Source organism: Rhizobacter sp., assembly GCF_031412075.1.
Lineage (GTDB): Bacteria > Pseudomonadota > Gammaproteobacteria > Burkholderiales > Burkholderiaceae_C > Rhizobacter.
This window is the reverse complement of record NZ_JANOCG010000032.1, coordinates 1-21,003: the sequence shown is the minus strand read 5'-3', so window position 1 is coordinate 21,003 and position 21,003 is coordinate 1. Positions and strand designations below refer to the sequence as shown.

General features: G+C 66.7%; 19 protein-coding genes and 1 pseudogene. 5 read left to right on the top strand and 15 right to left on the bottom strand.

The window, feature by feature from the left end; all coding sequences use genetic code 11:
* From RMO40_RS01075 to RMO40_RS01045, 7 genes and pseudogenes are all read right to left on the bottom strand, one after another.
* A pseudogene (locus RMO40_RS01075) lies at nt 1-185 on the bottom strand (F0F1 ATP synthase subunit A); the annotation flags it as partial.
* A 36-nt stretch (nt 186-221) separates the two neighbouring features.
* Nucleotides 222-707 carry an ATP synthase subunit I gene (locus RMO40_RS01070; protein ID WP_309715113.1) on the bottom strand — a complete coding sequence of 162 codons (486 nt, stop codon included), beginning with the start codon at nt 705-707 and terminating at the stop codon, nt 222-224.
* Nucleotides 708-784: 77 nt separating this feature from the next.
* A complete protein-coding gene (locus RMO40_RS01065; RefSeq protein WP_309715111.1) occupies nt 785-1,693 on the bottom strand; it encodes an SMP-30/gluconolactonase/LRE family protein in 909 nt (302 codons plus the stop codon).
* Entirely contained in the window at nt 1,693-2,553 is an 861-nt protein-coding gene (locus tag RMO40_RS01060) for an aldose epimerase family protein (RefSeq protein WP_309715109.1), read from the bottom strand. Before RMO40_RS01060 ends, RMO40_RS01065 begins: the two co-directional genes overlap by 1 nt.
* A 36-nt stretch (nt 2,554-2,589) precedes the next feature.
* The gene (locus tag RMO40_RS01055; protein WP_309715107.1) at nt 2,590-3,402 is read right to left on the bottom strand and encodes an aldolase/citrate lyase family protein; all 813 of its coding nucleotides are present in this window, start codon (nt 3,400-3,402) and stop codon (nt 2,590-2,592) included.
* Between the two features lie 27 nt (nt 3,403-3,429).
* Nucleotides 3,430-3,921 carry a GNAT family N-acetyltransferase gene (locus RMO40_RS01050; RefSeq protein WP_309715105.1) on the bottom strand — a complete coding sequence of 164 codons (492 nt, stop codon included), beginning with the start codon at nt 3,919-3,921 and terminating at the stop codon, nt 3,430-3,432.
* A gap of 17 nt (nt 3,922-3,938) precedes the next feature.
* A complete protein-coding gene (locus RMO40_RS01045) occupies nt 3,939-4,619 on the bottom strand; it encodes a cytochrome b/b6 domain-containing protein (protein ID WP_309715103.1) in 681 nt (226 codons plus the stop codon).
* 205 nt (nt 4,620-4,824) lie between these two features.
* Between RMO40_RS01045 and RMO40_RS01040 the strand changes: the two genes are divergently transcribed.
* The 3 genes from RMO40_RS01040 to RMO40_RS01030 all read left to right on the top strand — a co-directional run bounded on the left by RMO40_RS01040 (nt 4,825) and on the right by RMO40_RS01030 (nt 9,118).
* On the top strand, nt 4,825-5,277 hold the full coding sequence (locus RMO40_RS01040; RefSeq protein WP_309715101.1) for a cytochrome c: 453 nt from the start codon (nt 4,825-4,827) through the stop codon (nt 5,275-5,277).
* A gap of 173 nt (nt 5,278-5,450) precedes the next feature.
* The gene (locus tag RMO40_RS01035) at nt 5,451-7,856 is read left to right on the top strand and encodes an SLBB domain-containing protein (protein ID WP_309715099.1); all 2,406 of its coding nucleotides are present in this window, start codon (nt 5,451-5,453) and stop codon (nt 7,854-7,856) included.
* A gap of 11 nt (nt 7,857-7,867) precedes the next feature.
* A complete protein-coding gene (locus RMO40_RS01030; protein WP_309715097.1) occupies nt 7,868-9,118 on the top strand; it encodes a Wzz/FepE/Etk N-terminal domain-containing protein in 1,251 nt (416 codons plus the stop codon).
* A 1-nt stretch (nt 9,119) separates the two neighbouring features.
* Here RMO40_RS01030 and RMO40_RS01025 read toward each other — a convergent pair whose 3' ends face one another.
* From RMO40_RS01025 to RMO40_RS01010, 4 genes are read right to left on the bottom strand one after another with little or no spacing between them, the layout of a single operon-like run.
* Nucleotides 9,120-9,821 carry an aspartate/glutamate racemase family protein gene (locus RMO40_RS01025; RefSeq protein WP_309715095.1) on the bottom strand — a complete coding sequence of 234 codons (702 nt, stop codon included), beginning with the start codon at nt 9,819-9,821 and terminating at the stop codon, nt 9,120-9,122.
* Nucleotides 9,822-9,826: 5 nt separating this feature from the next.
* The gene (locus RMO40_RS01020) at nt 9,827-10,663 is read right to left on the bottom strand and encodes a PhzF family phenazine biosynthesis isomerase (protein WP_309715093.1); all 837 of its coding nucleotides are present in this window, start codon (nt 10,661-10,663) and stop codon (nt 9,827-9,829) included.
* The gene (locus tag RMO40_RS01015; RefSeq protein WP_309715091.1) at nt 10,660-11,838 is read right to left on the bottom strand and encodes an aminotransferase class I/II-fold pyridoxal phosphate-dependent enzyme; all 1,179 of its coding nucleotides are present in this window, start codon (nt 11,836-11,838) and stop codon (nt 10,660-10,662) included. The genes RMO40_RS01020 and RMO40_RS01015 overlap by 4 nt, the downstream gene beginning before the upstream one ends.
* On the bottom strand, nt 11,835-12,731 hold the full coding sequence (locus RMO40_RS01010; RefSeq protein ID WP_309715089.1) for an EamA family transporter: 897 nt from the start codon (nt 12,729-12,731) through the stop codon (nt 11,835-11,837). Before RMO40_RS01010 ends, RMO40_RS01015 begins: the two co-directional genes overlap by 4 nt.
* A gap of 99 nt (nt 12,732-12,830) precedes the next feature.
* On the opposite strand from RMO40_RS01010, the gene RMO40_RS01005 reads away from it, so the two are divergent.
* Nucleotides 12,831-14,270 (top strand): aminotransferase class I/II-fold pyridoxal phosphate-dependent enzyme, encoded by a 1,440-nt coding sequence (locus RMO40_RS01005; RefSeq protein WP_309715087.1) that lies wholly within the window; start codon nt 12,831-12,833, stop codon nt 14,268-14,270.
* Nucleotides 14,271-14,336: 66 nt separating this feature from the next.
* The gene (locus RMO40_RS01000; RefSeq protein WP_309715085.1) at nt 14,337-15,098 is read left to right on the top strand and encodes a hypothetical protein; all 762 of its coding nucleotides are present in this window, start codon (nt 14,337-14,339) and stop codon (nt 15,096-15,098) included.
* A gap of 4 nt (nt 15,099-15,102) precedes the next feature.
* Here RMO40_RS01000 and RMO40_RS00995 read toward each other — a convergent pair whose 3' ends face one another.
* From RMO40_RS00995 to gshA, 4 genes are all read right to left on the bottom strand, one after another.
* Nucleotides 15,103-16,974: an ATP-binding cassette domain-containing protein gene (locus RMO40_RS00995; RefSeq protein ID WP_309715083.1), complete on the bottom strand. Its 1,872-nt coding sequence runs from the start codon at nt 16,972-16,974 to the stop codon at nt 15,103-15,105.
* Nucleotides 16,975-17,023: 49 nt separating this feature from the next.
* Nucleotides 17,024-17,974 (bottom strand): glutathione synthase, encoded by a 951-nt coding sequence (gshB, locus tag RMO40_RS00990; RefSeq protein ID WP_309715081.1) that lies wholly within the window; start codon nt 17,972-17,974, stop codon nt 17,024-17,026.
* Between the two features lie 127 nt (nt 17,975-18,101).
* The gene (locus tag RMO40_RS00985; RefSeq protein WP_309715079.1) at nt 18,102-19,976 is read right to left on the bottom strand and encodes a KUP/HAK/KT family potassium transporter; all 1,875 of its coding nucleotides are present in this window, start codon (nt 19,974-19,976) and stop codon (nt 18,102-18,104) included.
* A gap of 120 nt (nt 19,977-20,096) precedes the next feature.
* On the bottom strand, nt 20,097-21,003 hold a 907-nt coding region (gene gshA / locus RMO40_RS00980; RefSeq protein WP_309715077.1), incomplete at its 5' end, for a glutamate--cysteine ligase.

Genomic DNA, 21,003 nt, shown 5'->3' with positions numbered 1-21,003 from the left:
CGGCGCGCGGCCAGCCACAGCAGCCAGCAGCCCAGCGTGCCCAGCACGACGGAGAAAAAGACGGAATCGAAGTTGATGACGGTGAAGTCGACAACTGCCGTCTGGGTCTTGTTCTGCAGGTGGTGCAGGTGGTGAATGATGTATTCACCCGCGGTCGGGGCGTGTTCGGTGCCTGCGCTTGCCATGGTCAGTCCTGAAACCTTGTCCGAATCTGTTGTTCTTCACCGGCCGCGCCACGAGAGCGCGATCCAGTTCACCTTCATGCACACCACCATCGTGATCAGCAACGCTGGCCAGCTCAGTTGGGGCACCACTCTGGCGGCAATCACCAACATGGCGATGGCCACCGCAATCTTCAGCATTTCCCAGAACATGAAACCGACGGCCGCAGCCATCGCGTTCTTCGTGCCCCGAGTCATCCCGCGGGCCATCAAGGCCCCCGGGAGTACCACCGACAACGCTCCGTAGAGCGCTGACCAAGCTGCCGTGCTGCGTTGCGTGACTGCCCAGACCACGGCGCCACACAACAAACCGACCAAGGCCTGAGCGCCAACGACCCGCCATGGCGACACCATGGGGAGCTGGGCTTTCAGGGCCTTTGCCTCTTCGGGAGTGAGCGCCTTGAAAGGCGCTTCATCCACCTCATCTGGCCCCAAGTCACGGCCTACAGCATTGGTCATGGCTCGGGTTACAGGCGGTTGCAGCAAAGCCTCGGGATTATACGTGGAAACCCGTGCGCTTCCGGAAGGCCCCTGGCCGGAAGTCTGTGGGGTGTGTAACTCCGTCAGCCGAAGCAGTTGGCCGGCATGCCGGCCACGTCGACGCGCAGCGTCAGCACACGGCCGGCCAGAGGCTGTGCTTCCAGCTCGGCGGCGGGGCGGTTCTCGCGTGACGTCGTTATATAGAGCGTCTTGAGATCGGGGCCGCCGAAGCAGGGCATGGTTGCGCACCGCACGGGCAGCCGGATCTCGCGGGTGATCTCGCCGCTCGGAGACAAACGCACAAGGCGCTGGCCTTCGAACAGCGCAGACCAGTAGCAGCCTTCCACATCGACCGCCGCACCATCGGGCCGGCCGCCATAGGTGCTGAGGTCCTGGTCGGCTTGTTTCATGGGGAAGCGCGCGAACACGCGGCGCGGGCCGATGTGGCCCGTCGCTGCATCGAAGTCGAAGGCGTAGATGGTGTGGGCCTTGGTGTCGCTGCAGTACAGGGTGCGCGCGTCGGGGCTCCAGGCCAGGCCGTTGCCCACGGTGATGTCGCCCACCATTCGATCGAGTTGCCCGGCCGCGTAGCGATAGAACGCGGCCAGTGGCGGGTCGCGTGGCTCGTAAATCGTGCCGACCCAGAAGCGTCCACGCGGGTCGCACTTGCCGTCGTTGAAGCGCTCGAGACGCGTGTCGTAGGGCGGAGCGGCGAGGGGGCTGCGCTGGCCGGTGCCGGTGTCGAAGCGCCAGAGGCCGTCGCGCATGGCGAGCAGCAGGCCACCTTCGCGCATCGGCGCGATGCTCGCGGGTTCGGTGGTGAAGTCCCAGCGCGTGTGGTTCGACGTGCGCGGGTCGAACCGGTTGAGCGCGCGGCCGGGGATGTCGCACCAGTACAGCACCTGTTCGGTCGGGTGCCAAAGCGGCGACTCGCCCAGCAGCGAAGGTGGCGCGTCCAGCGCGACGATGTCTTTGTCGGGTGCCGTATTCATCACTGCGGCGACACCTCAAGCGTCATCCAGGCTTCGGTGCTTTGCCTCGGCTCGACCGTGATCAAGCCGTGACGGGCCGGGTCGGCCATCTGAATGGCGTTGCTGACGTGGCTGACCGGCTCGACGCAAAAGTAGTTTTTGTCGTGTGGCGTGTAGACCACGAGGTAGTGCAGCGAGGACGTGAGCTGCAACGAGAACTTTTCATCGCTGATGTGTGCGGGCCCGGCCCAGCCTTCGAAGCAGTGGTCGAAGTGGAGCTGCGACACCTCGGCGTCAATGCTGGTTTGAGCGACCTTGCCGGTGGGCAACTGGGTCGCGTCGGACTCCCAGCGCTCAGACACCGCCATGCGCAGCCGGCTGCCCGGGCGGGTGGGGAAGTAGGGGTGCCAGCCCAGGCCGACGGGTGTGGCGATCTCTGCGGTGTTGGTGAACACCAGTCGCACGGTCAGCTGTTGTGGCGTCAAGCTGAAGTGCTGCTCGATGTCGAATGCAAAGGGCCAGTGTTCATCGGCCTGGTGCCGATAGCGCAGCACCAGCTCGGCAGCGCTGAGCGACACCTGTTCCCACTGGCGCAACCAGGCCACACCGTGCAAGGAGTGCGGGTTGTTGGGGAAGTTGGCGACGGTGGTGTGGTCCTTGCCTTGCCAACCAAAGTGTCGGTAGCCGATGCGGTTGGAGTAGGGCACCAGCGGGTAGCAGGCTGACTTGTGCGAGGTTTCGAGATCCGCTGGCTCGGTAGAGCGCATCAGCGGCACTTGACCGTGCCACAGGCCGGCGATGGAGCCGCCGAGATCGGTGCGGACGGCCAGGCGCAGCGCGCCGGCAAGGAGTTCAACGGAATGGTTCGGCGAGCCAGGCATCGGTGGGATGAGGGTGAGCTGAGGGCACCCGCGATCCTACGCGGCGCCGATGTGGGTGCCGCTGGACAACGAGTGCACGTGTTCGGCGCCACCTGTGCGCAACGCAGCGATGGCGGAGCGTGCACCGCGCATCATCAGCCCGAGGTCGGAGCCGATGCCGACGAAGTCGAAACCCGCGGCACGGTACTGCGTCACCAGCTCCGGGCTGTCGCCCACCGTGCCCACCGGCATGCCGAGGGCTTTGCAGCGTTGCACCGCGTGGTTCATCAGTTCCATCACTGCGGGATGGTGCGGTTCGCCGATGTAGCCCATCGCTGCCGACAGGTCGGATGGGCCGATGAAAAGCGCGTCGACGCCCTTGACCTGCGCGATGGCGTCCAGGCGGCTGATGGCGTCGGGTGTTTCCAGCTGCACGATCACGCCGACATGCTGGTTGGCTGTCTTCAGGTAGTGCGGCGTGGTGCCAAAGCGCGAACCGCGGCTCATGCCCGCCACACCGCGCAGGCCCTCGGGCGGGTAACGGGTGGCGGCCACGGCGCGCCCGGCTTCGCTGGCGGTTTGCACCATGGGAAACATCAGCGTGGCGGCGCCGGCATCGAGCACACGCTTGACGACCACCGCGTCGTTCCAGGGCACGCGCACGATGGGCAGCATCTTGGTGGCGGAGACGGCCTGCAACAGTTGCACCACGCCCATCACATCGAGCGGGGCGTGCTCCATGTCGATCACGCCCCAGTCGAAACCGGCGCAGCCCATGGCTTCGGCGACCAGCGGGCTGGCCGAGACGATCCAGGTGCCGATCGGCGGGTGCCCACCCGAGGACTGCAGAAGTTGCTTCAGGGCATTCATCGTCGTCCTCCAGTGGGTGGCTGTGCCCTAGTCGAGACGGGCCCGCAGGTAGTGTGCGCCTGGGATCGGGTTGTAGTAGTACGGAGGCACGTCTTCGAAGCCCAGGCTGGCATACAGCTCTCGAGCGGACTCCATGTCGTCCAGGGTGTCGAGCAGCATGTGGGAATAGCCGGCGCGGCGCGCGTCGTCGAGCAGGCGTTGCGCCACAAGGCGACCGAGGCCGAAGCGGCGAAAGGCCGGCCTCACATACAGGCGCTTCATCTCGCAGGCGTTGGCGTAGTCGGCTTCGGGCAAGGGCCGAAATGCGCCGCATCCCGCCAGCGCACCGTCCACCTCGGCCAGCAACAACTGGCCGGCCGGTGCCGCGTAATCGCCGGGCAGGGCCGCCAACTCAGCCTCGAAGCCCTGGAAACACAGGTCCACGTCCAGGCTGGCGGCGTACTCTCGAAAGATTGCACGGGCCGCGGCCAGCAGCTCGGGTGTGTCGGGCGCGACCAGGCGGATCTCGGGAGTGGTCATGGGCGGCAGGTGCTTTCTCAGGTTCCCAGGCTGACCAACCAGCCCACACCCGCCGCGCACCCGGCGACCAGGGCCGTCGCCAGGCCGCGTGACAGGGCGCTGTCGGTGGACGCCGGCACATCCTCGGCCAGGGCCTTGTCGCCGCTCAGCATCGGGCCGACCAGGTTCTGCCGCTTCTTGACCAGGTAGAACACGATGGCCAGGATGTGCAGCACCACCAGGCTGATGATCAGCCACTGGCCATAGGTCTTGTGCCATGAGGTGGCGAGGCTGCTGGTGGCGCCGCTCACGAACCTGATCAGGGGGCCGGTGTTGGCGATCTCGTCATCGGCGATCAAACCGGTGGCCACTTGAACGGCCAGGATGGCCAGCAGCGCAAACACCGACAGCGCGCCGGTCGGGCTGTGCCCGACATCGAGGTGTTCATCGGCGCGCGCCTGGCCGCGCAGGTAGCGCAGCAGCGTGGCGGGCGAATAGATGAAGCTTGTAAAGCGGGACCAGCGTCCACCCACCACACCCCACAGCAGGCGAAACGCCAGCAAGGTCAGCACGACGAAACCGAGCCTGAAGTGCCACTCCATGGCGTTGCCGCCGATCTTGGCGCTGATCACCGAGCCGATGATGCAGCCGGCCAACAGCCAATGGAAGAGTCGCGTGGGCAGGTCCCAGACGCGAGTGGGTCGAAGACCAGTGGACATGGCGGCGGCTGAAGTGGAGGGTCGGGGGGCAAAGATAACCGGTTGTGCCGCGCATGGCGAGTGTCGGGAAGCGGTGGGCGGGCGGGCCCCGGTTCGCCCTCAGCAGGCGCGGCCGATGCTGCGTACACTGCGCCGGCGTCGCCGCCCGCTGAGCGAGCGGCGGCCGACCGGTCCCCAGCCACCCCCATTTGCCAGGAGAACCCGCATGAAACGTTTGTTCCTTGCCTTCGCTGCCATCGCCTGCCTCGGCACTGCCTTGCCGGCTGCGGCCCAGTTCGCCAAGCCTGAAGACGCCATCAAGTACCGCAAGGCGGCCTTCACCGTGATGGCGGCGCACTTCGGGCGTGTCGCCGCCATGGCCAATGGCCGCATCCCCTTCGACGCCAAAGCAGCGGCGAGCAACGCCGAGATCGCCAACATGATGGCCGCGCTGCCGTACGCTGGATTCGTCGACGGGTCGGACAAGGGCGACACCAAGGCCAAGACCGAGATCTGGTCGGAGCGCGACAAGTTCAATGCGTCCGCGTCGAAGATGCAAGACGAGATGGCCAAGCTCAACGCGGTGGCCAAGACGGGTGACCTTGGCGCCATCAAGACGGCGGTCGGTGCGGTGGGCCAGGCCTGCAAGGGTTGCCACGACAACTACCGCAAGGAATGACCCTCGCGCAGGTGACGACAGGCCCGCTCTGGCGGGCCTTTTTCATGGGGCTTGCAGGGGTGAGGGCCGCGAGGTGCATCCGCTACCATTGCCGGCTGCCGTTGCGGCAGCTTTGTCCCTGGGTCTGCGTGTGCCGCATGCCCGCCTGAATTGCCGGGCCTTTGTGGCCTCTCATGAGTCTGTTTCGCATGACCTTGTTCTGCCTTCGCTTCGTGTCGCCCCTGAGGGCTTTCGCCCTGTCTGTCGTGCTGAGTGTGAGCGGGGCTTCGAGCCTCGCCCAGGAGGCCGGCGGTGGTACCTTCAACGCGCCGACCTATGCGCCTGCAGCCAGTGCGCCAGACGGGGCGCCGGCGAGGCAGCGCGGTACCCCGACGCGCCCGGCCGCCGGGGCGGCTCGGCCTGCCGCGTTGCCGGGTCAGCCAGAGCCTGATCCGGGTGCCCGCCGAGTTGAGCTGGCTGCGCCCAAGCCCAGCGAGTTTCAGAAGTTTGTCGAGGCCGCCACCGGGCGCCAGTTGCCGCTGTTCGGCGCGAACTTTTTTGTCGACGCCGCCAACAGCGTGTCGACCGCCGACAACGTGCCGGTATCGAGCGACTACACCGTCGGCCCGGGTGATGAGGTGATGATCCGCGCCTGGGGCGCCATCGATGTGGACTACCGCACCACGGTCGACCGCAACGGCCAGGTCAACCTGCCCAAGGTCGGCAGCTTCACCGTGGCCGGTGTTCGGGCGTCCGAGCTCGAGAAACACCTGCGGGCGCAGATCGGCCGGCTGTACACCAACTTCAACCTCAACGTGTCCCTGGGCCAGCTGCGCGGAGTCAAGATCTTCGTGGTGGGGCCGGCGCGTGTGCCGGGGGTCTACACCGTGCCGAGCCAGTCGACCTTGCTGTCGGCGGTGGTGATGGCAGGTGGCCCCGGCCCCAGCGGGTCGATGCGCAAGGTGCTGCTTCGCCGCAACGGGGCGGTGATGTCTGAACTCGACATTTATGAATTCCTGGTGAACGGGGACAAGTCCAAGGACGTGCAACTCGTCGCGGGTGACGTGGTCGTGTTCCAGCCGGCCGGTGCCCGCGTCGCCCTGCATGGCGCGATCGACACGCCGGCCATCTATGAGCTCAAGGCGCCGCAAGAGCCGGTGCGTGACGTGCTGCGGTATGCCGGTGGCACCGCCGTGCTGACCAATCCCAACAAGGCCTTGGTCGAGCGCATCGACCCGGCGCGTTCCCCGGCCGCACGGTATGTCGAAGAGTTCAAGCTCGATGAGGCCGGCCTGCAGCGGCCGCTGCGTGATGGTGATGTGCTGACGTTGCTGGCGATCTCGCCGCAGTTCGCCAATGCCGTCACGCTCAAGGGGCATGTGGCGCAGCCGCTGCGGTATGCCTTCAAGCCGGGCATGCGCATCCGTGACCTGATCCCCAACCGCGACGCGCTCATTTCGCCTGACTTTTATCGCCGCAAGAACCTGTTGGTGCAGGCGCTGGAAGAGGAAGAACCGCTCGACGAGGGAACGACGATCGGCACACCCACTCGCAGCAGCGCCGAACGGATTCGGCGTGCCGAAGACCGCACGGCGGCGGCGCGCGCCAGGAAAGCGCCAGCCGCACTGTTCGACGAACTCAACTGGGATTACGCCGTCATCGAGCGCCTGAACGCCGACCTCAGCACCCAGGTGATCCCGTTCAACCTCGGCAAGGCGGTATTGCAGGGTGATGCGGCCAGCAACATCGAGCTGTTGTCGGGCGACGTGGTGACGATCTACAGCCAGAAAGACATGCGCGTGCCGGTGGCCAAACAGACCCGACTGGTGTCGGTCGAAGGCGAGGTGGGTGCGCCCGGTGTCTACCAACTGTTGCCGGGCGAGACCTTGCCGCAGTTGATCGCGCGGGCCGGTGGCTTCTCGCCGCAGGCCTACGTATACGGCCTGGAGTTCACGCGCGAAGAAACGCGTGTGCGTCAGCGTGAAAACCTCGCCGCCGCCGTGGCGCGGCTGGAGGCGTTGGCTGCGACCCAGGGCGCGCGCGATGCCGCCAACCGGCGCGACGAGTCCGGCGACCGCAGTGCATCGGTCAACGCGGCCGCCACCCAAGCGCAGATGGCCCGACTCAGCCGGGTTCAACCCAATGGGCGCATCGCGCTCGAGCTGCAACCGAGCGATACCACGGTCGCGAACCTGCCGGAGGTGCCCCTCGAACACGCCGACCGCATCGTGGTGCCGGCCCGTCCCGGCTTCATCACGGTGGCCGGCGCGGTGGTCAACAACAACGCCTTGTTGTGGAAGCCCGGCCGCACGGTGGGCGATTACCTCAAGCAAGCCGGACTTGACGAAGCTGCCGAGCCCGACAACATGTTCGTTCTGCGCGCTGACGGCACGGTCATTCATGCCGGTGACAGGCGCGGCTTCTTCGGCATGAGCAGCCTGCAGTCGCAGCCCATCCAGCCGGGTGACGCCATCGTGGTGCCCACCCAGCTCGACTTCGAAACCTGGGGCCGCGCCCTGGTGCGCAACCTCAAGGACTTCGGGCAGATCTTCTACCAGTTCGGCCTGGGTGCGGCGGCGATCAAAACGCTGCGCAACTGACCGGGGCTCGCATGAACAAACTTGATCCCCAGGTGCTGGCACAAGACGAAGACGATCTGGACGACGGGCCCAGCGTGGGTCTGCTGGATCTGCTCACCTGGCTGGGCGAAGGCAAACGCCTGATTGCGGCGGTGACGGCCATTGCCGTGGTGGGCTCGGTCGTTTTCGCCCTGCTCAAACCCAACATCTACACCGCGCGCACCACCCTGCTGCCGCCCGGTGCCCAGCAGCAAAGCAGCTCGGCTGCCGCCCTGGCCGCGCTGGGTTCGCTGGGAGGCTTGGCAGGGGGTCTGGGCGGCAAGACCCCGGATGAGCTCTATGTGAATTTGCTCAAGAGCGACAGCGTCCAGCGTGCACTGGCCACGCGGTTCGACCTCTACACACGCTACAAGATCGAAACCTACGAAGTGCTGCGCACCGCGATCCCGCAGAACGTGCGGGTGTCGTCCGACAAGAAGTCGGGGGTCATCACGGTCGAGGTGGACGACAAGGAGCCCAAGTTTGCCGCCGACCTGGCCAATGGCTACGCGGCCGAGATCACCAAATTGTTGGGCCGCCTGGCGGTCTCGGAAGCCCAGCAGCGCCGTGTGTTTTTTGACCAGCAGCTCAAGGAAACCAAGGACAACCTTGTCAAGGCCGAACAGGCGCTGCGCAGCGTGCAAGAAAAATCCGGAATGATTGTTCTGGACCAGCAGGCCGAGGCCATCATCAAGGCGGCAGCCGAGCTCAAGACCAAGATCATCGAGCGCGAGGTGCGCCTGAAGGTTCTGCGCACCGGCACCACGGCGGAAAATCCCGACGTGCAGATGCTCAACTCAGAGCTGGCCGCGTTGCGCAGCGAGCTGGCACGCATGGAGTCGGCCTCGGGCACGGCTTCGCCACGCGGTGGAGGCGGCATCGACATCCCGGTGGGCAAGCTGCCGGCTGCGGGGCTCGAATACGTGCGTGCGGCGCGTGAAGTGAAGTTCCAGGAAACCATGCTCGCCAGCATGCTGCGCCAGTTCGAGATCGCCAAGCTCGACGAAGCCAAGGAAGGCCCGGCCTTGCAGCAGGTCGACGTGGCCTTGCCGCCCGACCGCAAGTCGAAGCCGGCGCGCGCGCTCATCGTGATGGCGGCGACGCTGGCGGCCCTGCTGGGCGCCAGCCTGTTTGTCATCGCGCGGCGTTACCGAGCGCTGTTGCGCGAGCAAGACCCGCAGAGCGCGCAAGCCTGGGCGAAGCTCGCCGACGCCTGGCGCCTGCGCGGCAAGCGCGCGGGCTGAGTCAGCCCGTCACCGACAGCGCCCAGTGCGCTGCGGCGCGGGCGTGCAACTGGGTGGTGTCGAACAGCGGCACATCGCAGTCCTGCGGGCCGACCAGCAGCGAGATCTCGGTGCACCCCAGGATGATGCCCTGCGCGCCTTGTCGCACCAGGTCCGCCATGATCCTGCGGTACTGCGCACGGGACCCCGGCTCGACGCGGCCCAGGCACAGCTCTTCGTAGATCACGCGGTGAACGATGGCGCGCTCGTGGGGTGGCGGCACCAGCGCAGTGACGCCATGCACCTGGCGCAGTCGTGCCAGGTAGAAATCCTGTTCCATCGTGAAGCGTGTACCGAGCAGGCCCACGGTGTGCAGCCCGGCACGCTTGATCTCTGCGGCCGTCGGGTCGGCGATGTGCAGCAGCGGGATGTGCACTGCGGCCTCGATCGCGGGTGCCACCTTGTGCATGGTGTTGGTGGCGAGCACCAGCAGCTCGGCGCCTGCCGTTTCCAGCGTTTTCGCTGCATGGGCCAACACGCGGCCGGCTTCGTCCCAATCGCCTTGCTGTTGCAGGCGCTCGATGGCATGGAAGTCCAGGCTGTAGAGCATCAGCCGGGCCGAGTGCAGGCCACCGAGCTGTTGCCGGATCGCCTGATTGATCTCGCGGTAGTAGGGGATCGTCGACTCCCAGCTCATGCCGCCGATCAAACCGATGAGCTTCATCGTGCTCACAAGCTCAGCTCACCACGGATGCAGCTCACGCTGTGCCCACCCACCCACACCGTGTGCCCTTCTTGTTCAATGGCCACGCGGCCGGCCCGGCCCAGGCGCTGGCCTTGCGACGCGAGGTAGCGTGTGGGCGCAAGGCCGGCGCCGATCAACCATTGCGCCACACCGGCGTTGAGGCTGCCGGTCACCGGGTCTTCGGGTACGCCGATCGGTTCGGCGAAGGCGCGCAGCTCGAACTGGCACTCGCTGCCCGGCGCATACGGTGCCACCACGCCGACCTTGGCCAGGGACTTCAGCACCGCATGGTTGGGCTCGATGGCAAGCACACTCTCCACGCTGTCGAGCAGCAGGCCCAGCCAGATGGGGCCGTTGTCCAACCACTGCGCGGCGTGCAGCTGCTCACGCCGCAAGCCCAGGGCCGAGAGCACGGCGCCGAGCGTCGTGTCGTCGACCGCCTGCATGCGCAGCGGCGGCGCGGCAAAGGCGGCACGTTCGCCGTTCAAGCGGATGCGCACCAGCCCCACACCGCACTGCTGCACCGCCATGCCGCGCGCTCGGGGTGTACCGCCGGCTTGCAGCCAGGCGTGGCAACTGCCCAGCGTCGGGTGGCCGGCAAACGGCAACTCGCCGCCCGGCGTGAAGATGCGCACACGGTAATCGGCCGCCGGGTCGGTTGGCTGCAGCAGGAAGGTGGTTTCCGACAGGTTGGTCCATTGCGCAAAGGCCTGCATCTGCGCGTCGCTCAGGCTGTCGGCGCCGTGCACCACGGCGAGCGGGTTGCCCTTCAAGGGCTGGTCGGTGAAGACGTCGACCTGGGTGAACTTGAAGGTGCTCATGCCGCTTCCTTCAGTGTCTGGGCGAGCAGCTGGATGCCACGTTCGATCTCGGCCGGCGCCACCGTGACGAAGGACAGGCGCAGCGTGTTCTTGCGCGGCCGGTCGGCGTAGAAGGCCGCCCCCGGCACATAGGCCATGCCGTGTGCCACCGCCTGGGGCAGCAGCGCCGCCGCGTCCACACCTTCGGGCAGCTCGATCCAGAAGAACATGCCGCCATGCGGCGTGTTCCAGCGGCAGCCCATTGGCATGTGCGCCGTCAGTGCCGCACTCATCGCATCTCGCTGGGCGCGGTAACGCGCGCGGATGGTCGGCACGTGCTCGAGCAGGAAGCCGTCGCGGATCACTTCGTGCACCACCCGCTGATTGAAGCCGGGCGTGTGCAGGTCGGCGGCCTGTTTGGCCTGCAACAGTTTGGGGCACAGCGGCTTGGGTGCCACCACGTAGCCCAGGCGCAAACCGGGCGCGAGCACCTTGGAAAACGAGCCGAGATAAACCGTGCCCTCGGGCCAGCGTGAGGCCAGCGGCGCGGGCGGTGGCTCGTCGAACCACAGGTCGCCGTAGGGGTTGTCTTCGACGATGGGCAGGGCGAGCGTTCGCGCCGCAGCCACCAGCGCCTCGCGCCGCGCCGCGCCGATGCAGCGACCACTCGGGTTCTGGAAGTTGGGCAAGGCGTACAGAAAACGTGCACCCCGCGCCGCGGCCAGGCCGTCGGGCAGCGGGCCTTCATCGTCACATGCCACCGACACGTACTCGGGCTCATACGGGTTGAAGGCCTGCAGGGCGCCCAGGTAGGTGGGCGACTCCACCGCCACCGTGCTGCCGGCGTCGATCAGCACCTTGCCGACCAGGTCGAGCCCCTGCTGCGAGCCGGTGGTGATGAGCACCTGCGACGCGTCGGCCCGCAGGCCTTGTGCATTGAGCGTCTCGGCCACCCACTCGCGCAGTGGCGCGAAACCTTCGCTGGCGGCGTATTGCAGCGCCTCGCGCGGCTGGTCACGCAGCACCCGCGCCGTGGCCTCGCGCATGGCTTCGATCGGGAAGGTGTCGGGCGACGGCAACCCGCCGGCCAGCGAGATGATGCCGGGCTGTTCGGTGACCTTCAGGATCTCGCGAATGATCGACGGGTTCATGCGCTCGGCGCGGTGCGCGAGCTTCCAGGGGGTGGTGGTGGTCATGGGGAGCTCGTCCTGAGCGGTAGGTGGGTCGGCATTTTCTTGCCAATGAACACCGTGGCGATCACGGCGAGTGAAAACAACAGTGTCGTTGCCTCGAGCCGCTCGCCGAGCACCGGCACGGCAAACAGCAGCGACAAGAACGGCTGCACCAGCTGCACCTGGCTCACCCGCACCGTGCCGCCCAGGGCCAGGCCGCGGTACCAGGCGAAGAAGCCGATCCACATCGAAAACAGCGTCACGTACGCAAAGCCCCACCAGGCCGAGCTGCTGGCTGGCTGCGTGGGCCAGCTGACCCAGGCGAGCGGCCCCGTGAGCGGCAGGCTGATCACCAGCACCCAGCAGATCACGTGTTCGGCCGGCCACTCGGCCGACAGGCGCGCACCGGCCACGTAGCCCACGGCGCCGCACAGCACGGCCAGCAACAAGAGCCCATCGGCCGGGGTGACGCCGCCACCGGTCTGCAACGCAAAACCCACCACCAGCGCGCAGCCCAACACGGCGCAGGCCCAGAAGCCCAGCGACGGCCGCTGGCGCATGGCGAGCGCCGCCACCACGGCCGTGCCGAGCGGCAAGAGACCGGTGATCACCGCAGCGTGCATCGCGTCCACCTGGCGCAGCGCCAGGCCGAGAAACAGCGGGAAGCCGATCACCGTGCCGGCGGCACTCACCAGCAGCGCCGGCAGGTGGCGGGCGCGCGGCCGGGGCGCTTGGGTCAGCAGCAGGTACAAGCCGCTCAACACCGCGGCCAGCGCGGCGCGGCCGGCGGTGACAAAGAGCGGCGGCAGTTGCGGGTCGGCCTCCGAGCCCACGGCCAGGCGGGTCATCGGCGTGGTCATCGCAAAGATGGTCACGCCGACCAGGCCGAGCCAAAGCCCCTTGTTTTCTGAGTTCATCGGGCCAGTCTAGGCTTTGGAGCCAGCACAGAACCAGTACACTCAGCCAGCACATTTCTCAAGCTGTATCGGTTGATGAGCCGACACATGGGCCAGCACATGAACCCACCTTCCCCCCTCTCCCGCCAGGCCGACGCCACGCTCACCGAGCAGCTCTCGGGCCGTTTTGCAGAGCACATCCGCCAGCGTTTGATGGCCCCGGGTGCACGCCTGCCGTCGGTGCGCGAATGTGCGCGCCGCCATGGCGTGAGCCCCTACACCGTGGTCGCGGCCTACGACCAGCTGCTGGCCCTGGGCCTGGTGGAAGCGCGCAAACAGCGCGGCTTTTTTGTGCGTGACCAACAGCGGCATGACACGGCGCCCGCGGACGATGCCCCCAGGCTGCCACCCCGCCTCGCCGCGCCGGTGAGCGCCACCACCCTGGTTCGCAGCATGTTCCAACCCCCCGGCTCGCAGCCCATGCCGGGCCTGGGCACCCTGCCGATGGAGTGGCTCGACCTGCCGATGCTGAGCACCGCCCTGCGCCGTGTCAGCGGGGCGGCGCAGCTGGGCGCGCTGTCGTTGCAGTATGGCGAGCCCGCCGGTGATTTGCGCCTGCGCCGCGTGTTGTCAACCCGCCTGGCCGACTTCGGCGTGAAAGCCCAGCCCGAGCAGATCATCACCACGCTGGGTGCGACCCAGGCGCTCGACATCGTCACCCGCACCCTGCTGCGCGCCGGCGACACGGTGTTGGTCGACGAGCCCGGCTGGTCGATCGAGTTCGCGCGTCTGGCCGCGCTCGGCCTGCGCATGCTGCCGGTGCCGCGCGGTGACGATGGCCCCGACCTCGCGGTGATGCAGCGCCTGATCGAAGCGCAAAAGCCGCACGAGCGCCCGCGCCTGTACATCACCGTGTCGGTGCTGCACAACCCGACCGGCGCATCACTCTCGCTCGGGCACGCCCACCGCCTGCTGCAGCTTGCGCAGGCGCACAACCTGCACATCATCGAAGACGACACCTACGCCCACCTGGCCCCGGCCCACCTGCCGCGGCTGGCCGCACTCGATGCGCTGGAGCGCACCATCTACATCTCGGGCTTCTCCAAGATCCTGGTGCCCAACTGGCGGGTGGGTTTCATGGCGGCGCCTGCGGCCCTGGTCGACCGGCTGGTGGACACCAAGCTCCTGACCAGCCTCACCACCCCCAGCCTCACCGAGCAGGCGCTGGCCCATTGCCTGGAGCAGGGCCTGCTGCGCCGCCACGCCGAGCGGGTGATGCAAAAACTCGACGCCGCCCGGGCCCGGTCGGTGAAGCTCGCCGAGTCGGCCGGGTGCCACTTTGCAGCCCCGCCGCGCGGCCTGTTCGGCTGGGTCGACGTGGGCGTGGACACCGAGCGCCTGTCGCACGCCATGATCGACCAGGGTTGGCTGCTGGCGCCGGGCACGCTGTTCCACGCCACGCCCCGCGCGACCACGCTGATGCGCATCAACTTCGCCACCACCCAGGACGCGCGCTTCTGGCGCGCGCTGGAGCGCACCCGCGATGCCATCCAAGCCTGAAAACCAGCCGCTTTTCGGGCTTGCGAGCCCGCCGTGGCCTGGCCTACAGTCGCACCTGTTGTTTGTATGAGCCTGTTTGAACCCACCATCCCCTTCGGCGAGCCCGAGCTCATGCGGGTCAGCGCATTCCAGCGCTACCTGCACGGGCCGGGCGGTCCGCGTGCGCGCGTGGTGCTGGAAACCGCCAACCGCCAGCCGGGGCTCGGCCAATCGCTGCTGGCCGACCTGAGCCGCTTCGAGCACAGCGGCCAGGCCTCTGAAGCGCTGGAGGTGCTGGCCGCCTGCGTGCGCCACTCGCAGCAGGTGGTGATCCATTTGCAGATGGGCGATGCGGTGGTGCCGCTGACGGTGTTTGCACTGGAGCGCCTGGTGCACTGCCCGATCAGCCTTGATGCCTTGCTGCAGCAGCGCCCTACCGAGCTGCGTGTGCTGCATGTGGAGCCTGCCGTCCTGCGGCCGCCGGGCGACGCCGAGCTGTCGCTGGTGGGTGAAGAGCAGCACTACCACTCGCTCGGGCCCGTGCTGTGGGAGTTGGCGCTGCGCGGCGCGCGCAACACCCTGCTGCCCGAGATCGCCGGCCCGGTGGCCTACCGTGTGGCGCCCGGCATCGACCTCGGCGCACTGCGTGTGGGGGGCGCCTTGCTGGCGTCGATCCAGCGCCTGCAAGGTGAGCGTGTCACGCTGCGCGAGATGATCGAGTGGCCTGGCCTGGACGCCGAGCGTGCGGCGCGCTTGTTGAACGCGCTGTACCTGCAGTCGGGGCTGATCGTGAGTCGAACCCGACCCGCCGGATTCACCGAATCGTGGTTCGGTGGCTTGGGCCGCTGAAACGTCACTTCCCGCTGAGGCGTTCCCAGCGTTCCATCGCTTCCAGCAGCTCGTTGTCGATCTGCGAAAAACGCGCCTGCGTCTGGGTCAGCACCTGCGGGTCACCGGCATAGATGGCGGTGCCGGCAAGTTGGTCGCCCAGGGTCTTTTGTTCTGCCTCCAGCGATTCAATGAGGGCCGGCAAACCTTCCAGCTCGCGCTGCTCCTTGTAGCTGAGCTTGGCTTTCTTCACGGCCGGTGCGGGTGCTGGCGCCGCCGCAGGGGCAGGCGGCTTGGCCGGCTTCTCGCGCAGGCCGCGCGCGCGGGTTTGCTGCGCCTTCCAGTCTTCGTAGCCCCCTTCGTATTCGCGCCAGAAGCCGGGCGACTCGTCGCCTTCCCAGGCGATGGTGCTGGTGACCACGTTGTCGAGAAAACGCCGGTCGTGGCTGACCAGGAACACGGTGCCCGCGTAATTTTGCAGCAGCTCTTCGAGCAGCTCCAGCGTGTCGATGTCGAGGTCGTTGGTCGGTTCGTCGAGCACCAGCACGTTGGCGGGCAGCGCAAACAAGCGCGCCAGCAGCACGCGGTTGCGTTCACCGCCCGAGAGCGTGCGCACCGGCGAGTTGGCGCGCTCGGGTGAAAACAGGAAGTCGTTCAGGTAGCTCATCACGTGCTTGCGCTGGCCGTTGAACTCGACCCACTCGCTGCCGGGGCTGATGGTGTCGGCGAGCGTCGCGTCGAGGTTCAGCGTGCTGCGCATCTGGTCGAAGTAGGCCACTTCGAGCTTGGTGCCCTGGCGCACGTGGCCGCTGTCGGGCTTCAACTCACCGAGGATGAGTTTGAGCAGCGTGGTCTTGCCCGCGCCATTGGGGCCGATCAGGCCGACCTTGTCGCCGCGCAGGATGGTGGCGGTGAAGTCCTTGACGATGACCTTCTCGCCGAAGCTCAGGCACACGTCGCGCAACTCGCCGACGATCTTGCCGCTGGGCGCACCGGCATCCACTTCAAGCCGCACTTGGCCGAGTGAATCGCGGCGTTTCTGCCTTTGGTCGCGCAGCACCTCGAGCCGCTGGATGCGCGCCACGCTGCGCGTGCGGCGGGCTTCCACGCCCTTTCGGATCCACACCTCTTCTTGCGCCAACAGCTTGTCGGCGCGCGCGTTGGCCAGCGCGTCAGAGGCGAGCTGTTCTTCCTTCATGCGCTCGTAGGCGCTGAAGTTGCCGGGGTAGCTGCGGATGGTGCCGCGGTCGAGCTCGACGATGCGGGTGGCCACGGCGTCGAGGAAGGCGCGGTCGTGGGTGATCAGCATCACACTGCCCTTGAAGCCGCGCAGCAGCTCTTCGAGCCAGGCGATCGAGTCGAGGTCGAGGTGGTTGGTGGGCTCGTCGAGCAGCAGCACATCGGGCACGGCCACCAGCGCCTGCGCCAGCGCCACGCGTTTTTTCATGCCGCCCGAGAGCTGGCCGATTTCACGCGCGCCGTCGAGGTGCAGTTGGGCGAGTGTGGTTTCCACACGCTGCTCCCAGTTCCACGCGTCAAGAGCCTCGATGCGGGTCTGCAACGCGTCGAGGTCGACACCGTCGGCGTGCTCTTCGTAGGCTTGGCGCACGGCGCGCGCCTCGGCCACACCTTCGCTCACCGCCTCGAACACGCTGTGGCCGGGCTCGAACACCGGCTCCTGCGGCACGTAGCAGATGCGCACGCCCTGGGTCATCTGCAGGAGGCCGTCGTCAAGCTTTTCGAGCCCGGCGATGATCTTCAGCATCGACGACTTGCCGGCGCCGTTGCGCCCGATCAGCCCGAGGCGTTCACCGGCTTCGAGCGAGAAAGCTGCGTTGTCGAGCAGCGCCACATGGCCGAAGGCCAGGTGGGCATTGGAGAGGGAAAGTACAGCCATGAGGGTCGCCGGGCAAAACCCGCATTGTCGCGCCCCGGGCGCTTGCGCGTCAGGCTTTGCTGAGCGAAAGCTCCAGCGCGTCGACGAACATGCGCGCCACGTCAAAGCCGGTCTGCTGGGTGATCTCTTGAAAACCGGTCGGGCTGGTGACGTTGATCTCGGTCACGCAGTCGCCAATGATGTCCAGCCCCACCAGCAGCAGGCCGCGCGCCGCCAGCACCGGGCCGATGTTTTCGGCGATCTCACGGTCGCGCGCCGAAAGCGGCTGCGCCACGCCCTTGCCACCGACTGCCATGTTGCCGCGGATCTCGCTGCCCTGCGGGATGCGTGCGAGCGCGTGCGGCACCGGCTGGCCGCCGATGATCAGCACGCGTTTGTCGCCTTGGACGATCTCCGGCAGGTAGCGCTGCACCATCACCGTCTCGGCGCCGTGTTGGTTGAGCGTCTCGACGATGCTGCCGAGGTTGAGCCCGTCGGGGCCGACACGGAAGATGCCCATGCCGCCCATGCCGTCGAGCGGCTTCAGGATGATGTCGTGGTGCTCGGCGTGGAAGGCGCGGATCTGCGCCGCGCTGCGTGTCACCAGCGTCGGGCCGATGAACTGCGGGAACTCCATGATCGCGAGCTTCTCGGGGTGATCGCGCAGCGAAGACGGTTTGTTGAAGACACGCGCCCCATCGCGCTCGGCCTGCTCCAGCAGATGGGTGGCGTAGAAGTATTCGCTGTCGAAGGGCGGGTCGCTGCGCATCAACACGGCGTCGACCTCGCACAGGTTCAGCACACGGTGCGCCTCGGGCGCGAACCAGTCGTGCGCGTCGCCGGTCAGCATGACGCGGCGCGACAGCGCACACACCTGGCCACCACGTTGCCACGACAGATCCTTGGCCTCGCAGGCCAGCAACTCATGGCCGCGCGAAGCGGCCTCGCGCATCATCGCGAAGGTCGAGTCCTTGTGGGTCTTGAAGCCTTCCAGCGGATCTGCAACGAACAATAACTTCATACACGAGGCCTCAAACAAAAATGGCGCAAGCAACGCGACGCGCCCCATCAAGCAACGCCCGCGGAGCCGGCTTTGCCGGGCCGCCAGGCGGCGCCCCTCGGGGGCAGGAGCGCAGCGACTGGGGGGCCTAAATCTCCACCTTGGAGCCTAACTCGACCACGCGATTCGTGGGTAGGCTCAGGAAATCGGCCGCGCCGCTGGCGTTGTGATGCATGCTGGCGAAGAGTTTCTCGCGCCACATCGACATGCCCTTGGCCAGGGTCGGGATCACGATGTCGCGCGACAGGAAGTACGAGGTCTCCATGTCCTCGAGCTGCACACCGCGGCCGCGCAGCAGGGCCAGCGCCTCGGGCACGTCGGGGTCGTTCTTGAAGCCGAAGTTCAAGGTGACCTGCCAGCAGTCGTGACCCAGCGGCTCGATCTCACAACGTTTGTTGAAGCCGATCCACGGGATTTCGTGGTGTTTGACGGTCACGAACAGGTTGGTCTCGTGCAGCACCTTGTTGTGCTTGAGGTTGTGCAGCAGCGCGTTGGGCGTCACACCTTGTTCGGGCGCAAGAAATACCGCCGTGCCCGCCACCCGCGTGGGCGGGCTCACGAACACGGCTTCGAGGAAACTCTTCAGGTCGATGGAGTCGTCGCGCATGCGTTCACGCATCAGGTGGCGGCCTTGCTTCCAGGTCATCATCAGCACGAACATCACCGCGCCGATGGCGACGGGGAACCAGCCACCGTCGAACACCTTCACGATGTTGGCCGAGAAGAACATCAGGTCGACCAGGAAGAAGAAGCCGGTGGCGGCCACGCACACCCACCACGGGTACTTCCAGCCGTAACGGATGACGAAGAAGGTCATCAGCGTGGTGATCAACATGTCGATGGTGACCGCGATGCCGTAGGCGGCCGCCAGCTTGCTGCTGCTGCCGAACAGCACCACCGCGAGAACGATGCAGCCGTACAGGCTCCAGTTGATGAAGGGAACGTAGATCTGCCCGGTTTCCTTGACCGATGTGTGGGCGATGCGCATGCGCGGCAGGTAGCCCAACTGGATGGCCTGCTTGGTGACCGAGAACGCCGCCGTGATCAAGGCCTGCGAGGCAATCACCGTGGCGGCGGTAGCCAGTGCGATCAACGGGTACAGCGCCCACGACGGCGCCATCTCGTAGAACGGGTTCTTCACGTTCTCGGGGTGGGTGAGCAGCATCGCCCCCTGGCCGAAGTAGTTGATGACGAGTGCCGGCATCACCAGCGTGAACCACGCCAGGCGGATCGGCCGCTTGCCGAAGTGGCCCATGTCGGCATACAGGGCTTCGGCCCCGGTGACGCACAGCACCACCGAACCGAGCGCGATAAAAGCGATACCGGGGTGAGCGCCCAAGAAGAGCAGGGCGTAGTGCGGGCTCAGGGCCCACAGCACGTCGGGGTTGCGCACGATGTGGATGGCTCCCAGCACCGTCAGCACCACAAACCACAACACCGTGACCGGGCCGAAGAGCTTGCCCACGCTCGCAGTGCCATGGCGTTGTACCAGGAACAGCGCGGTCAGCACCACCAGCGTGATCGGCACCACGTAGCGGTGCAAGCCGGGTGCGGCCACCTCCAGACCTTCGACGGCCGAAAGCACCGAGATCGCGGGTGTGATGACACCGTCGCCAAAGAAGATCGCGGTGCCGAAGATGCCCAGGAACAGCAAGCGCCTGCGCAGTACCGGCTTGTCTTTGACGGCTTGCGAAGCGAGCGCCAGCATGGCAATCAGGCCACCTTCTCCGTTGTTGTCAGCGCGCAGTATCAGAACCACGTATTTGAGCGAGACGACGACGGTGAGCGTCCAGAACACCAGCGACAACACGCCGTAGATGTTCTCCGGGGTCAGCGGCACATGGCCGTGCGCAAAAACTTCCTTGAGCGCGTAAAGGGGGCTGGTGCCGATGTCGCCGTAAACGACACCGATGGCTGCCAGGGTGAGCAGGGCGAGGCTGGAAGTGGGGCGCTGAGGGTTCACACAGTCGACCAAACCTGCGCAAGCGGGCTGGCTCAATCACGAAGAGCGGCTATTGTGCGCCGGCCCAGCCGCCGCTCTGTAGCGATGTTGCAGCGCGGCAACTCAGGCCGGCCTCCGGCATCACTCGTAGACCTCGGCATCGGGATCGGTGGCTTCGAGTTCATAGCTGGCCGCGAGCATCGCCAGCCGCGCGATCACGCCATACATGTAGAAGCGGTTCGGTGCACTGGCGCCCGGCTTCACCCCCGGCTTGGGCAACTGGTTGGACTCGGCAAAGGCCAGCGGCACGAAGCTCGCGCCCGGCGCGTTGAGGTTCTCGTCGATGCCGCGCTCGGCGTTGACGCGGTAGAAGCCGCCCACCACGTAGCGGTCGATCATGTAGACCACCGGCTCGGCCACCGCGTCGTTCACCCGTTCGTAGGTCGGCACGCCTTCTTGCAAGATCACCTCGGTGACCTCCTGGCCGTCCTTGATCGTGCTCATCTTGTTGCGCGACTTGCGGTTCAGTTCGGCCAGTTCCTTGGGGTCGCGCACCGTCATGATGCCCATGCCGTAGGTGCCGGCATCGGCCTTGACGATGATGAAGGGCTTCTCCTGGATGCCGTATTCCTTGTACTTGCGGCGCACCTTGCCCAGCAGGGCTTCGGCGTTGCTCATCAGGCACTCGGCACCGGTACCGTCGCTGAAGTTGACTTCTCCGCAGCGCGCAAACATCGGGTTGATGAGCCAGGGGTCCATGCCCAGCAGCTTGGCAAACTTCTTGGCCACCTCTTCGTACGCCTGGAAGTGGTTGGTCTTGCGCCGTACCGCCCAGCCGGCATGCAGCGGCGGCAGCAGGTATTGCTCGTGCAGGTTTTCAAGCACCTTGGGCAGGCCGGCCGACAAGTCGTTGTTCAGCAAGATGGTGCAGGGGTCGAAGTCTTTCAGCCCCAGGCGGCCACGGGTGCGCACCAGCGGCTCGACGGTGAGCGACTGGCCGTCGGGCAATTCGATCAGGGTCGGCGCCTTGATGGTCTCGTCGAGCGTG